The organism is Bernardetia aquimarina, assembly GCF_042180575.1.
Taxonomy (GTDB): Bacteria; Bacteroidota; Bacteroidia; order Cytophagales; family Bernardetiaceae; genus Bernardetia.
Window position 1 is genome coordinate 5,355,912 of sequence record NZ_CP170094.1, and the last position, 15,843, is coordinate 5,371,754.

Annotated in this window: 6 protein-coding genes; 5 read left to right on the plus strand and 1 reads right to left on the minus strand. The window is 34.3% G+C overall.

From position 1 onward, the window contains the following. Nucleotides 1-32 precede the first annotated feature (32 nt). From ACE193_RS23115 to ACE193_RS23135, 5 genes are all read left to right on the plus strand, one after another. A complete protein-coding gene (locus ACE193_RS23115) occupies nt 33-1,769 on the plus strand; it encodes a DUF6029 family protein (RefSeq protein ID WP_375560551.1) in 1,737 nt (578 codons plus the stop codon). A gap of 262 nt (nt 1,770-2,031) precedes the next feature. Next, on the plus strand, nt 2,032-2,931 hold the full coding sequence (locus ACE193_RS23120; protein ID WP_375560552.1) for a glycosyltransferase family 2 protein: 900 nt from the start codon (nt 2,032-2,034) through the stop codon (nt 2,929-2,931). A 132-nt stretch (nt 2,932-3,063) separates the two neighbouring features. Then, nucleotides 3,064-4,758: an L-glutamate gamma-semialdehyde dehydrogenase gene (gene pruA, locus ACE193_RS23125; protein WP_375560553.1), complete on the plus strand. Its 1,695-nt coding sequence runs from the start codon at nt 3,064-3,066 to the stop codon at nt 4,756-4,758. A 130-nt stretch (nt 4,759-4,888) separates the two neighbouring features. Next, complete coding sequence (gene bamD / locus ACE193_RS23130) at nt 4,889-7,165, plus strand: outer membrane protein assembly factor BamD (RefSeq protein WP_375560554.1); 2,277 nt, start codon at nt 4,889-4,891, stop codon at nt 7,163-7,165. A gap of 269 nt (nt 7,166-7,434) precedes the next feature. Beyond that, complete coding sequence (locus ACE193_RS23135) at nt 7,435-8,301, plus strand: hypothetical protein (protein WP_375560555.1); 867 nt, start codon at nt 7,435-7,437, stop codon at nt 8,299-8,301. A 165-nt stretch (nt 8,302-8,466) separates the two neighbouring features. Here ACE193_RS23135 and ACE193_RS23140 read toward each other — a convergent pair whose 3' ends face one another. Next, nucleotides 8,467-15,489: a BspA family leucine-rich repeat surface protein gene (locus ACE193_RS23140; protein ID WP_375560556.1), complete on the minus strand. Its 7,023-nt coding sequence runs from the start codon at nt 15,487-15,489 to the stop codon at nt 8,467-8,469. Between the last annotated feature and the right edge of the window lie 354 nt (nt 15,490-15,843).

Sequence of the window (15,843 nt, forward strand, 5' to 3'; positions counted from 1 at the left end):
CAAAAATTTTGTTAATCCCTATATCAACTGCTATGTCAAACTATTACTACCAAACAACACTACTTTTTTTAGTTTCTTTTTTCTTTCTGATTATCAATCCGTTAGTTGCACAAAACCAAGATAATCAAAACTCAAATATAGACTTTGGAACTCTTACAGGAAGTGTACAAACTGATTTTAGATATTATGTAGAAGATTCTATTATTGGGGCAGCCGTTCCTTTAGAAAAAATAGGCTTCAATAATTATTTTACTCTTAATTATGAGCGTGGAAATTTTCGTGCAGGAGTTCGTTATGAAACCTATTTACCAGCACTTTTGGGCTATCCTTCAAGTATGCGAGGAACAGGAATTGCGAGGCGTTATATGGGTTATACTTTGAAAGGACTAGATGTAACTGTCGGAAATTTGTATGAGCAGTTTGGAAGTGGAATGATTTTGAGAGCGCAAGAAGATCGTTTTATTGGTATTGATAATTCTATTGATGGACTTCGTGTAAAATATGATTTTAATGGAAAAGCTAGAGCAACTGGAATTATTGGAAGGCAAAGAAATGGTTTTACGATTGATGAAACAAACTCTTTTGGAAAGCAAAACCGACTTAGTGCTGGTGTCGTGAGAGGATTAGATTTAGAGCTTTATTTACACGAAATTTTCAAACCAAAACTTACCGAAGAAGAGAAAGAGAGTCAAACACCTATTTTGAATCCTTTATCTGTTACTTTATCAGGAAGTTTTGTCAGTAAATACGAAGATTATTTAGGAACGATTGAGTATATCAATAGAAATGTAGATGCCTATTCAGGCAGATTATTTCTTAATAAAGGAGGTTTTTCTACGAATGTAGAGTATGTGTATAAGGCTTCTGACCCTTCAAAAGTAAATAGTTATATAGATAAAACAGGAACAGGTTTTTTGATGAATATGCAATATTCTCGTCCAAGATTAGGATTTTCTGTTTCTGCAAAACGCATCGATAATTTAGATTTTCGTTCGGAAAGAACAGCGATTGATAATGTCTATTATATCAATTTTGTTCCTGCAAATACCAAACAACATACTTATCGATTGCTTACACTGTATCCGTATGCTGTTCAGATGCTAGGAGAATGGGGTTTTCAGTCAGAACTTATTTATTCATTGAAACGAGGTTCTAAGTTAGGTGGGAAGTATGGTACAAGTATTTCATTAAACTTTGCCACAGCTAGAAACTTAGATAAAAAAGAAGTAGCAACAGATGAAGGATACACAGCCGAGTTTTTTGCTATAGGTGGCCGAACTTATTATCAAGATTTTAATATAGAAATTAATAGAAAACTATCTAAAAAATGGAAAGCTATTTTCACTTATGCGTATTTAGAATATGATAAAGACCAAATTGAAGGAAGAACAGGGTTTGGACTTGTAAAATCGCATACTGTTGTGGCTGATGTTCAGTACAAACACAGTTCAAAATTAGCTTTCCGTTCTGAGGTTCAACATTTAGCTACCGAACAGGATTTTGGAAACTGGGTGTATGGACTTTTAGAAACAACTATAAAATCAAATTTTTCTTTCTATTTGTCTAATGAAATGAATTATGTAGGAACAGGAGCAGGAAAACCAAAAGCAAAACATTATTATGATTTTGGAGCAAGTTATGTAAAAGGAGCATCTCGTTTTGGACTTAGTTATGGAAGACAGCGTGCTGGTCTGTTATGTGTAGGTGGAATCTGCCGTATTGTTCCTGCTTCAAGTGGTCTTAGTTTTTCTTTGACAAGTACATTCTAAATTGTTTATTTATAGGGCTTTGGCAAATGATTTTTTTATCAGAAGAATATTTTGTTTATGTCGGTCTGCTCTAACGAGACTGACCTTATCTCATCACTTAGGTCAGCCCGATAGGGCAGTACCGAAGGAATAATCAAAATAAAATTTGGTAAGCGATTAGTTGCACGAAAGTCTTAATTCAGAATACAATTTTAGTATTCCTCAAAATTATAATTAAATTCATAATTTTGGGGAATATTTTTTATACAAAAAAATAAAATAAATGAGAGTTGTTGGTTTTAGTTTTATCAAAAATGCAGTTGCTTTAGATTATCCTATTGTACAAGCGATTGAATCAGTTTTACCTCTTTGTGATGAGTTTGTTATTATGGTTGGAAATTCTGATGATGATACACTTGCATTGATTGAAAATTTAGCTCAAAAGACAAATAAAGTAAAAATTTATAATAGTATTTGGGATGATTCTCTAAAACAAGGAGGGCGAGTTTTGGCTGCCGAAACAGATAAAGCTTATGCCAAAATTTTAGAAAATGATAAAATAAATGGTACAAAAACAGATTGGGCAGTTTATATTCAAGGTGATGAAACAGTTCATGAAAAATACCTTTCCAACATCAAAGATGCAATGGAAAAGTATAAAGATGACCCAAAAGTAGAAGGGCTTTTACTTAATTATTTGCATTTTTATGGTTCGTATGATTATGTAGGTGATTCAAGAAAATGGTATCGTAGAGAAATTAGGGTGGTAAAAGCAAGAGAAGATATTTTTTCATTTAGAGATGCACAAGGATTTAGAAAAAAACCGAATACGATTCTAAAAGTAAAACATATAGATGCTTACATATATCATTATGGTTGGGTGCGTCCTCCTCAAAAACAGCTTGCCAAGCAGAAAGCATTTAATAGTCTTTATAAAGATAAAGAATGGGTAGATAATAAATTTGGAGCAATGCAAACCTTTGATTATTCTGGTATAGATTCACTCAAAAAATTTGAAGGAACACACCCAAAAGTAATTCAAGAAAGAATACAAAAAATGAATTGGACGTTCGAACACGATATTTCAAAGAAAAACTATACTCTTCGGGTTCGTTTCTTGACATGGGTAGAAAAATGGACAGGCTGGAGAATAGGAGAATATAAAAACTATAAACGGATTTAGTGTTTTCTTTAAAATTACCAATTCTCAAATAGTATTTGTATTTTTGTTCTATCGTATTTTTATCTGATTAATAAATCGATAAATCATAGAAACAAAATAATTCCATACAACAAACATAAAGCAATTTTTAATATGCAAAATGCCATTTTTTCTATTCCTTTTCCAAAAAACGAACCTGTTTTAGAATACCGTGCAGGTTCTCCAGAGCGTGAAGCACTCAAAAAAGCGATTAAAGAATTACGTAGTCAAGAATTAGATATTCCAATGACGATTGGTGGACAAAAAGTACGTACAGAAGAAAAAATGCGTCTTTCTCCTCCTCACGACCACAAGCATACATTAGGTCATTTTCATTATGGTGACAAAGGACATGTAGAGCAAGCTATTCGTGCAGCATTGGCAGCAAAAGAATCTTGGGAAGAATTGCCTTGGACAAACCGTGCAACTATTTTCTTGAAAGCTGCTGACCTTATCGCAGGAGAATATCGTGCTAAAATCAATGCAGCAACTGTGTTAGGTCAGTCTAAAAATGCTTATCAAGCTGAAATCGATGCAGCTTGTGAGTTTATTGATTTCTTGCGTTTCAATGCTTATTTTATGCAAGAGATTTATGAAAAACAACCTGTTTCATCTGATGGAATTTGGAATAAATTAGAATATCGTCCTTTAGAAGGATTTGTTTTTGCGCTTACGCCATTCAATTTTACGGCTATTGCAGGAAATCTTCCAGCTTCGGCTGCCCTTATGGGAAATGTTATAGTTTGGAAACCAGCATTTACTCAGATTTATTCTGCTCATGTAATTATGGAGGTTTTCGAAAAAGCAGGAATGCCAGACGGAGTAATTAACCTTATTTTTACAGATGGTCCTGAAACAGGCGATGTAATTTTCAATCATAAAGATTTTGCAGGAATCCATTTTACAGGAAGTACAGGTGTATTCCAAACAATTTGGAAAGAAATTGGCAAAAATATCCAAAACTATAAGAGTTATCCGAGAATTGTAGGAGAAACAGGTGGAAAAGATTTTGTGGTGGCTCATCATACTGCAAATGCTGGTCAAGTAGCTACTGCACTTGTTCGTGGTGCTTTTGAGTTTCAAGGACAAAAATGTTCGGCTGCTTCAAGAGCTTATCTTCCTCAAAATATTTGGAAGGAAGTAAAAGAAAGAATGACAGACATGCTTTCTGATATCAAAGTAGGTTCGCCAGAAGTGTATGGTAATTTTGTAAATGCTGTCATTGATGAGAAATCATTTGATAAAATTGCTAAGTATATAGACAACGCCAAAAAAGACAAAAATGTCAAAGTAATTGCAGGTGGAAATTATGACAAATCAAAAGGCTATTTTATTGAGCCAACAGTCTTGAAAGTAGAAGACCCGAAATATATTACGATGTGTGAAGAAATTTTCGGTCCTGTCTTGACAATTTATGTTTATCCAGAGAATGATTTTGAGGATATTCTTACGCTTACAGACCAAACTTCTCCGTATGCTTTGACAGGTTCTATTTTTGCTCATGACCGTACAGCCGTAGAATTAGCTACCAAAAAACTCAAAAATGCAGCAGGTAATTTTTATATCAATGATAAACCAACAGGTGCAGTGGTAGGTCAGCAGCCGTTTGGTGGTGCAAGAGCATCAGGAACAAACGACAAAGCAGGTTCGTATCTGAATTTGTTGCGTTGGGTAAGTCCTCGTACAATCAAAGAAACGTTTAATGCTCCGACAAGCTATGAATATCCATTTTTGGAATTAGAGCCAAAAGCAAAAAAAGAATCAAATGGACAAGCAAAAAAGGATAAAAAAGAAAAAGTAAAGAAGTAATTTAATTTTCTAAACCTATAAGGTTTTCACAACCTTATAGGTTTAAATATAAATGATAAAAATAATTGAATGAAATAAACTATACACAAATTTTGATAGAAAATAATTGTAATTATAATTAAAGCGATAAATGAATTTAGCAACATTTCAAAAAAGAATAATTAAGAGTTTATTATTTCTTATTTCTGTATTTTGTTTATTTAATGGCATTACTTCTTGCCAGTTTTACAGAAATACAGCTTCTCGCTACAATGCCTATTTTTTGGCACAAGAGCGTTTTAATGAAGTGTATAAGAATACATATATTCAACAAAAAAGTGATTTTAATAATGTATTGTCAGTCTTGCCTCCAATCGATAGTGTTTCGATGGGAGGATTTAAGGGTGAGCTAGATTATGTTGTCGAAAAGGCTTCTTTACCCATTCAACGCCACCCAGAAAGTGACTGGACAGATGATAGTTATTTATTGATTGGGAAAGCTCGTTTGCATCAAGCAGATTATAGAAATGCTATTAATTCCTTTAAATATTTGAATGGAAATAGTAATGAATTAGATATTCGTCATGCTTCGCTTATTTGGCTGATGCGCTCGTTTATTGAAAGTGGAAACTTGGATCAAGCTTCTTTTACGATGGATTATATTTCGAAAGAAGGCGATAAATTTTCAGAAGAAAATATTAGAGATTTTTATTTGGTGTCAGCTCATTATTATAGAAGTATAAATGATTTTGACAAAACAGCAGCCTATTTAGAACTTGCCTTGCCTTATGTGAAAAATAGAACTCAAAAAGCTCGTTATCATTTTATTTTGGGACAGGTTTATCAGAATAAAGCCAAACAAGGCATTGATGACAAAACAATAAATATCAAGAAGTTTGATAGCAAATCATATCAAAATTATCAAGCAAGTATAAAAGCACACCCTGAATATGAAATGGTTTTTAATGCTCAACTCAATGCTTCACAGGTAGCAGGAACGAGTGCAGAAGATGTAAAACAAGCACAAAAATATTTTGAAAAATTGCTCAAAGACCAAAAAAATGAAGAATACAAAGACCGTATTTATTATGAAATGGCTGGTTTTGCTCAAAAGCGAGGCAATACAGAAGAAGCAATAAATCTTTTGCAAGAATCTTTGAATCAACCTTCTACTAATTCAGCTCAAAGAGCTTATACGTATGTTAGAATGGGCGAACTTTATTATGCTGAAAGTGAGTATGCAAAAGCAAATTCATATTATGATTCTGCACTCGCAATCAGTACAGAAGAAATGCGTAATTATGATAAAATTGCTGCACGAGGAGAGATTTTGAACCAATTTTTTGAGCAGTATGATGTATTGGAGAAAGCAGATACAAAAATAGAACTTTCTCAAATGTCACAGGATGAGTTAGTCAAGTATTTTGAAAAGCAAATAGCAGAAGAAAAAGCACAAATAGATAAAGAAATAGCAGCAGCCGAAAAAGCAGCCAAAAATGGAAATTTAGTCAATCAAGGAACAACAAATCCATTTGCAAATACATCTAATCCTGCTCAAACATGGTATTTTTATAACGAACAAGCAGTTCGACAAGGAAAGAATACATTTGTAAGAGTATGGAAAAACAGACCTTTGGAAGATAATTGGAGAAGAAGCAATAAAATAAATAGTGCTATCGATAATACAGCCAATCCAACAGAAACAATGGTAGATAGCAAAACAGAGCAAGAAAACCTGTATGCAACCGTTGCAGGAGTAGAAGAACGTTTGAAAACAGTTCCGACTACAAAAGAAGAAATTACACTTTTAGAGAAAGAAATTGAGGTTGCTTTATTTGAGCTTGGCAAAGTATATCACTATCAGCTTGAAGAAAATGAAAATGCGAGAGCTACTTTTGAACGTTTTATTAAAGATTTTCCTACAAACAAAAATATTCCAGAAGCATTATTTTTGCTTCGTAAAATATGCTTGGAAAACAAAACATTAGAAAAGTGTGATGTAGCTAGTTATGAAAATACCTTACAATCAAAGTATCCTGAATCTACTTTTGCAAAACTTATTTCTGACCCTAATTATTTAGAGGAAGCTGCTGTTAATGATACGATTGTTACAAGTTTGTATAAAGAAAGTTATGAGCTTTATTCCGCTAAAAACTATGAAAAAGCGATTGAGAAATTAGAGAAAATCCAAACTGATTATCCTCAAAACAGTTATAATGCAAAAATAGAATTACTTCGAATTATGAGTGCTTCTCATATAGAATCTCTGCCCATTTATGTAGAGAAATTGAATACTTTTGTTTCAAAATATGAAGGAAGTAAAGAACAAGAATATGCAAAAAAACTGTTAGAAGTAGCAGATAAAAAATTAAAAGAAAACCCTGTGCAAGAATCTAAAGATGAAACAGAAACAAATACAGGTGGATAAATAGAAAATGAGAATGATTAAATCTATCTTTTTAATTAAATTTTTATTTTTATATAATTTTTCACTATTTTTGGAAACCTTTAATCTATTCATTATACTAGAAGGAGTAAAAAAATAATATAGAATCTATCAAATCCTATACAGTTAGAAAATAGTTAGTTCAAAAAAAAGAAGCATATCAGCTTAATTTAAGTTTATTTTATATATAGTAATTTTAATCAATTTAGTTTACTTTTAATAGTACTAGTATTTATATCGAACAAATAATAATGAAAACACCTAAGTATCCAAATCGTTCAAGAAATCAAGAAGAAGATTCTCATCAACAGTCCTCATATTCTAATTCTCGTGCCTCTAATAATTCTAATGGAGGTTACCAAGGCTCAAATCATAATTCTAACCACAACGAGCGTGGTAACGGACATAATTCTAACTACAACAATTCAAATGGAGGACACAACAACTATTCTCGCTACAACAAAAGAGAATTCATGAACTATAATAAGTTCAGTTTTGACCGTATCAAAAGACGTTTTAATCTCAATGAAGTACAAAAAGATTTATTTGAAGGAATTACTCCTATTGAGCCAAGTGAATGGCTAAAACAAACAATGGAAATTACGGCAGATTTGCCAATCAAGACAGAAAAAGCACGTACAGAGTTTATTTTGATGCCTATTCTTTTAGAGCTTCGCAAGCGTACCGAACGTATATTTACGATTTATTCGGGAGAGTATTTTAATGTAGAGCCTCGTGAAGGTTTGGCAGGTCCTTCAGATATTATTTTATCAATGGGAGCAGAGTCTTACTCTATTTCTTCGCCAGTTATGTCTATTGTACAGGCTTACAAAAATAACCTTGATTTAGGCTTAGGAAAATGTGTGGCCCAAATGATTGCAGCAGATATTTTTAATGAGCGTGAAGATAATAATATTACAACTATTTATGGATGTGTAACAACAGGTGAACAGTGGCTGTTTTTGCGTTTGGAAGGTGATACCATCCAAATTCATCCACACCGTTTTTTCTTAAACGAGCTTACTGATATTATAGGAATGTTCCAGTCTATGTTAGACAACTGCAAAGAAGATGTTGCGACACCTAAAGTAGTAGAAACTGAAACGGCAGCAGAATAAATTTATTCTGAATTAATTTAGATTTATAAAAAAAGAGTTTTACTATTCTAAGAATGAATAGTGAAACTCTTTTTTGTATTGATTTTTTTTAGTGAAAAAAAAATCAATAAATGTCTAAAACTTTGAGAGCTTTTATTAAAAGACTCTCAAAGTTTGAATAAACAATTACTCCACAATAATCGCTTTAGAATAAGTGTTTCCATTTTGATTAAAATGAATAAGATATATTCCTTTCGGCTGATTTTTGAGGTCAATGGTAAACTTCTGACTTCCTTTTTCGAAAGTTTGTGTTTTGATGCTTCTACCGATGCCATCAAAAACAGTTACTTGTGTATCTGCTGATAAAGAAGTTCCAAAACGAACATTGAAAATACCTGTACTTGGATTTGGATAAATACTAAATGTATCTTTTTCTACATCCGTTGTTGTTTCATTTGCTTGAATTTTGTTTGGAATTCTAGCACCACTTCCACAAAAAGAAACGACAAAACTACCTGCTGATGCATTTGGTGTATGAATCGATACATCACCTACAAGTGCATCCATAATCGCTGATTCTTGATGAATAAGAACATTATTTTTGAAATATTTAATCATATTTCCATCTCTTGCCACACTAAATTTATCCCCTACTTGATAAGTTGTACTTCCACCTGAAGTAGAGTTATAACTTGAATAAGCAACACCACTTGGAGTAAGATACCACGCATATTTGATGGAAGTATAGCTTGCAATCGTATTTGGAATAGCCAAACCAAACATATAAGATGCCTTTTGAGCAACTGTATTGAGGATAGAACCTGAACTACTTGCTGCTAACGTATTTGTTGTTGCGCCTGCTGACCAAGAAGCTGTAGATGTACTTTTAGTGACTGTTGTACCACTGACTGAAACCTCTGTTTGATTCACAAAAGTATTTTGGTAACTCAAAAAGACTGTTTTAGTCAATGTTCCATAACTACCTGTCGCTGTAACGGTGTAATATCCTCCATCTGTTTGAGGACTCAACGTTGCTGATGAACTTACTGTGTTATTTGCAGCATCTTTCCATTCATAAGTACTTGAAAAAACACCACCACTTAGACTGGCTGTTGCACTTACACCAGAACTAGGACAAGAAGCAGCAGAACTTGTTACATCAATAGATAAAGGACAATCCGTAAACAAGACTTGAGGTAAAATACCACTTCCTGTATGCATACTCACATCAGCAAGTAAACTTGAATGGCTACTGGTGCTGCTTGTATAAAAAGAAGAACCATTTTTGGAATAATGAATACTACTTCCAAAACGTTCTATTTTGAAAACATCATTGGCTTGATAAGTTCCAAAATTACCTTTAAAAACACCTTTTTCATAAATGGAAACACTACCTGATGCTGCCAAGTAAATTGCATAATCAATAGAAGTATAACCTGCACCACCTTCTGCTTTAGAAACACCTATCATATAAGATGCATTTGGTTGAGCAAGGAATAAAATACCTCCATCTCCCTCAAAAGAAACCGTAGAATTTGCAGAGCTACTCCAGTTATTAGAAGTACCTGTTTTCTTTAAATTATCTCCTTCTTGAGTAAAATCTGTCAAACCTGTCCAACTAAGAGATGCTCCTACTAAATAAGAAGAACTATAATCTATTCCTCCTTTTGAAAGTGTAAGTGTGTAGCCATTGGCTGGTAGATTGGATATATCTTCTGTGCTAACGGTTGAAAACCTAGGAGCTGACCAAGAATAGGTAAAACCTGTGCCTGTTACATCAATACTACCTAAACTAGAACCACTGCCACAATCAAAATTGGTAACAACAGACGAATAGGTTTCACCTCCTGTTGTTCCACAAAATGAATTTTGTAAAACTCCTGCTGTCCCATTAAGTGTATAAATGGAAACATCAGCTACCAAACGTTCTCCTGTACTTACTGTAGACTGATAAACAACAACTTCATTTTTATAGAATTTGATTTGACTTCCCTCTCGTCCTACTCTCAAATTATCGCCTACTTGATAAGCTACACCTGCTCCTGATTGAGCATTATAATTAGGATAAGCAATCCCACCTTTTGAAACATACCACGCATATGTAATGGAAGTATAGCTTGCATCTGTGTTTGATTTGGCTAAACCAAACATATAGGAAGTGGAAGTGGAAGTGATTGTGTTATTGACCCATCCATCTACTGTAGGACTCAACTGTTGGGTAGAATTAGCTCCACTTGTCCAGCCTTGTGTATCTGTTTTGGAGACAACATTACCTACAACAGAAACATTACTTTCATTTTCCCAAGTAATGATATTACCAATAACGACAGATTTAGTAAGAACCAAACCAGCACTTGCAAGAGTAGCTGTTACTGTATAAGTGCCATTCGGTTTGCCTGTGATACTAACTGTAGTTTCTCCACCACCTGACCAGCTATAGGTAACAGGAAGAACTTCTCCTACTAAACTTGCCACTGCACTGCCTGAAGTAGTAGCAGGACAACTATTTGAAGTCGTAGAAACTACTAAGGAAATAGGACAACTCGTAAATTGAACTTGAGGAATTGATGAAGAAGCATTAAACATAGTAGCACTCACAAATAAATCTGTACTTTTAGCATTGGTTTGAGTGCGAAAAGGAACACCATTTTTAGAGTATGTAATGGTTGTGCCACTACGAGTGATACGGAAAATATCGCCAGACACATAATTACCATGACTTCCTATATAATTTCCTTGTTGATAGACTTCTACTTCTCCCAGTCTATTTAGATAAATAGCATATCCAATATCCGAATAACCAACATTATTATTGAGATAAGAAAGACCAACAATATAAGAGTTTGTTGTTTCAGAGGCTGTAAATACAATACCTCCATCACCTATTACTCGTTCTACTGAACTTGCATCACTATCCCAACCTGTAGTAGCTCCTTTGACTAACTCTTTCTCTGCATTCACTGTAAAATTAGTCAAATCTGTCCAGTTTAAGTCATAACCTACTTCATAAGTCGCTGTATAATCAGTTCCTCCATCACTAATCGTAACTGTATATTCACCCACTGCTAATCCAGAAATATCTTCTGTCGTTGCTCCTGTATTCCAAAGGTAAGTAGCACTTCCTGTGCCTCCTGTTACTGTTAAATCAATAGCTCCTGTACTGCCTCCTGCACAGCTTACTGGAGTGATAGTAGCTGATAAAGTAATAGGAGTAGCAATAGAGCCTGCTCCTTCTACAGCAAAATCATAAACCCCTTCATCACAATCATCACTATTAACTGTAATTGTTGCTGTTCTTATTCCTAATGCAGCAGGTGTAAAAGTAACATTAAAAGTGATATCATTTCCTGCTGTAATAACTGCATTAGGAGTAAACCCACTCACTACAAATTCAGTATTATTTGTTCCTGTTACATCAATAGAAAAAATAGTAAGGTCTGTTGTTCCTGTATTTTGGATGGTGTAAGTAACTACTTTGCTTGTAGTTACATTTCCGAAGTCTGTGTTATTTGCTATTGCGAGGGTAGTACTTCCATCTGCAATATCTGTACTGTTGGATTGGAGATTGATTTCTGAATCATTCAAAGGTACTCCTCCTTCAAATGCTCCCATATCTACTATACCATTCTGAATACGTGTACTTCCTACAAAATCTGTAGTAATTCCTGCTGGAATACTACCATTATCTCCTGTATCGATTGCTGGAGAGCCAATTACCAAATGCAAATCATTACTAGCAACACAAGTAAAATTTGGATTTTGATTGTATATCATTCCTGCACCTACTGTAGTACCAGCCATAGCACTAGTAGTTATTACAGTCTGATTAGCTTCTTCTACTAGAGTATGAGAAACATCTGTCGTACCTCCAAAATTCCACCAAGAACGCATTGTACGTGTGCTATTATCCCAAAAAATACTATTACGAATTATAGTATTGGAGTTTTCATAACTGACTATTACTCCACCACCTACGTTTTCTGTAAAAGAGCAATTTGTAATCGTAGAATTGGAAGTGCCACTACTTCCATCATTAAATATAGCACTTCCTTCTCCACTAAATCCAATAGTTGTGTTTTTCACAAAGAAGCAGTTGGTTATGGTAGGGCTAGAAATACCATTTCTACCATTATTATATATAGCTCCTCCTCTTATTCTACACATATTTTGTGTAAAAGCACAATTTATGATAGTAGGACTTGAAACTCCGTTTAAACCATTATTTTCTATTGCTCCTCCATCTTGGTTACCCATATTTTGAGAAAATTTGCAATTAGAAATATATGGACTGGCATTTCCTCCATCTATACCATTGTTATTTAATGCTCCTCCTCTATCAAAGGCAAGGTTTTGGTAAAAATTACAATTATCAATGCTTGGAGTAGATGAATTTCCTGTACCACCTCCATCATTATAAAAACCTGCTCCACTAAAGTTTCTATCTACTGAAAAGTCATTAGCATTTCCTGCTGTGATAGAAAAGCCATCTAAGTGAGTAGAAGAGGATACATTTTTAGTATAAACAACATGATAAACATTTTCATCATAGTTGATATAGTCTATCCAATCAGTAGGAGGGCTGTTTACTTGATCATCTCCATTCAAATCTCCACTCAAAATAGTAGTATTAGTAGTAAAATCACGAGCATCTAGAACAGTTTGTGTAATTGCTCCTGTTTCTGTTCCTGCAAAACCACCATATACTTCTACACCATTAGGTATTTTGAAGGTTGCTTTTCTTGGTTCTCCTGTTGTAGGATTGCCAGTAGCTATATCGTACTGTTGTGTAGGCTTGTATGTTCCCTTTGCTACGTAGATTTTAGAACCAACAGTAGCAACAGAAAGAGCTTTTTGTAGAGTAGCAAAAGCATTGGCAAAGTCAGTTCCTGTATTAGTATCATTTCCAGTCTCTTTTACATAATAATTTACAGGACACAAAAGCCCAGCATCTGTAATAACCCAGTTATTAGGAGCAGAAGTAAGTGTATTTCTTGCTGCTTCTCCTGCACAGTAGTTTAGTTCTGCTGCTCCTAGTAGTACATTTGGTTTTACAGTTTGTGTTGCCCAGCCTGTGAGGGTTGCATCATAGTTAGTTTGGCTTAGACCAGAGTAATCAAGCATATTATTCATACTTGTAACACTACTAATATTCCAATTACCTATGTTTTGATTGAATGCAGAAGATGTAAACATTCTACTCATATCAACTACATTTGATATATTCCAGTTACTAATATCCTGATTAAAGGGAGTTATACTAACTGATGCTCCAATTCCATCAAACATACCATTCATAATTATTACATTTTGTGTATTCCAATTACCAATAGGTTGATTAAAGGAGTCAGCTGAAGCAAACATATTACTTATAAAATTTACATTCTGTGTATTCCAATTACTAATAGATTGATTGAAGGTAAATGAGTGATCAAACATTCCAGTCATATCTGTCACATTTTGTGTATTCCAACTACCAATGCTTTGATTGAAGTTAATAGCTCTTCGGAATAAATAACTCATATTAGTCACGTTTTGTGTGTTCCAACTACTAATGCTTTGATTGAAATTAGTAGCTATTCTGAACATATAACTCATATTAGTCACATTCTGTGTGTTCCAATTATTGAGATTCCCATTAAAATTAGTGCATCCACTAAACATACTGGACATATCAGCTACTCCACTTAAGTTAGGAGCATCAGTAGCATTATAAGTAAGGTTTGAGAAACCACTAAATGCGTAACTCATACTAGACCAAACTTGACTTCCCCACTCTTCAATAGTTCTTAATTTATTTTCTTGTGAGTTAGCCAAAAAACCTACATAAAAACGAGGAAAAGCTCCAGTAATGGCTATTTCGTAAGTATCATTATTTGCTAATCCTGTAATCTGATAGTTATTAGTAGTTATTCCTGTGGCAGAACCATTTCCTACTCCTGCATTGGTTAGGTTTGTCCAAGTAATATCATAATTGTACCCTCCACCAGTAGTAGGAATAGTAATTGTTCCAGTGTTAGGTGTTGCTCCATCCGTAGTAATCCACGTAGTACGAAATGATCTTTCACTTGCTACAAAAGAAGTCGTTAGTGGAGTTCCTGTTTTGTAGTTTTGGTTGCTGCCACAATCTTTATTGTATTCGAATACGGTTACGTGGTAGGTTGTTCCTTCGGTCAGTCCTGTGATATTTACTTGGCTTCCTTCGCCATTATAGACTACAAAACCACCGTCTAAGGCTGTTCCTGTTCCAAAAGCTGTATTGGCTGTATAAGTGGTGTTGTCTATTGGTGCGCTTGCGTTTACTGCCGAACCTGCTTTCAAGACTACAATACGGTTGTTTCCATTTCCACTTTTCATCCAGTAGATGTGTGCTGTGGTTTTGTCGCTGTTGGTATGGATAGAAGTAGCTTCTAGTGTCGGTTCGCTGCTATCATTGCTTTGATAAACTCCTTTCGGACTTGCCCAGTCTGCACTTGTGAAAGCTGGTGTAATGGTCGCTCCTACGCAGTTATCAAAACTTCCTCCGTTGTAGATGGCATTGGCTGTAAATGAAGTTACGCCTGTGCCTATCGTAATGGGTACATTTTTGTCGCTTGTAAGTGTTCCTGTGATGGTTAGGTTTGCATCTATCGTAATTCCTGCTGTATTTTCAAACTTGAAATGTAGAGGATTTTCTATTGTAAGTCCTGCAAAACCTGTGCTTTGTGCTGTACTTCCATTAAACTCATAGCTTACTCCTGCTGTAAAAGTAGGTGTTGTGCTTGTAATAGAAGCCGAAATACCTCCTACATTTGCCGTTTTGATAATGGCTTGTTTGTAGAAAACGAGCTGTCCTGCTCCTGCTATCGTTCCTGTTGCTTGAAAGAAAAGTCTGTTTCTAACAAAAAGGTCATCGCCTGTACCGTCTGCAAGGGTAAGAGTAGCTCCGTTATTTATTTGCAAGATTCCATCAACTGAAACTTGGTCTAGTGTAATGCTTGTAGTAACTTGTGCTGTGTGTGAGCCACTAATCAAAATTGCTCCGTCTGATGAAGTTGGTGCAGATGCAGCAGCTACCCAGTCTGTACCATTGTAGCGTTGCCAGTTGGTGGGAGCGTTGAATGTTACTGCTCCGTTGGTACGGAAGTCGCCTGTGGTTTGGGCAAACGAAACCATCGGTAGAGTACAAAAAAATACGGCTACCAAAATTTGTAAGAATAGATTTTTTTTCATTGAATTAGGTGTGGTTGTAACTAACCTCAAATTGAAGGTGTTTTTATCTAAGAAACTATCAATAAGCAGATTGATAAAATAAAGAAGGTTTTTTGACTGTTTTTATCAAAAATATATAGCAAATGAATAAAACATAAGCTAATAAACTGACAGTTAGATTTTTATAAGACTGCAAAGGTAAAGCACAATTTTTAATAAAGCAAAATAATTTTGTTTTATAGTAAAAATGGTACGTAAATGATTTTTAGTATAGAGTTTGAAATATAATTGCATTGGTTCGTAACCACTTGGTTTTTCTATTTAAATCTTAAGAGTTTGGAAGCTAGATAATAGATAATTTGAAATCAAAATATC

Excerpts from the sequence above, each read along its gene's own strand:
- ACE193_RS23115 (WP_375560551.1), top strand. The coding sequence starts at position 33 with ATGTCAAACTATTACTACCAAACAACACTACTTTTTTTAGTTTCTTTT.
- ACE193_RS23120 (WP_375560552.1), top strand. The coding sequence starts at position 2,032 with ATGAGAGTTGTTGGTTTTAGTTTTATCAAAAATGCAGTTGCTTTAGAT.
- pruA (WP_375560553.1), top strand. The coding sequence starts at position 3,064 with ATGCAAAATGCCATTTTTTCTATTCCTTTTCCAAAAAACGAACCTGTT.
- bamD (WP_375560554.1), top strand. The coding sequence starts at position 4,889 with ATGAATTTAGCAACATTTCAAAAAAGAATAATTAAGAGTTTATTATTT.
- ACE193_RS23135 (WP_375560555.1), top strand. The coding sequence starts at position 7,435 with ATGAAAACACCTAAGTATCCAAATCGTTCAAGAAATCAAGAAGAAGAT.
- ACE193_RS23140 (WP_375560556.1), bottom strand. The coding sequence starts at position 15,489 with ATGAAAAAAAATCTATTCTTACAAATTTTGGTAGCCGTATTTTTTTGT.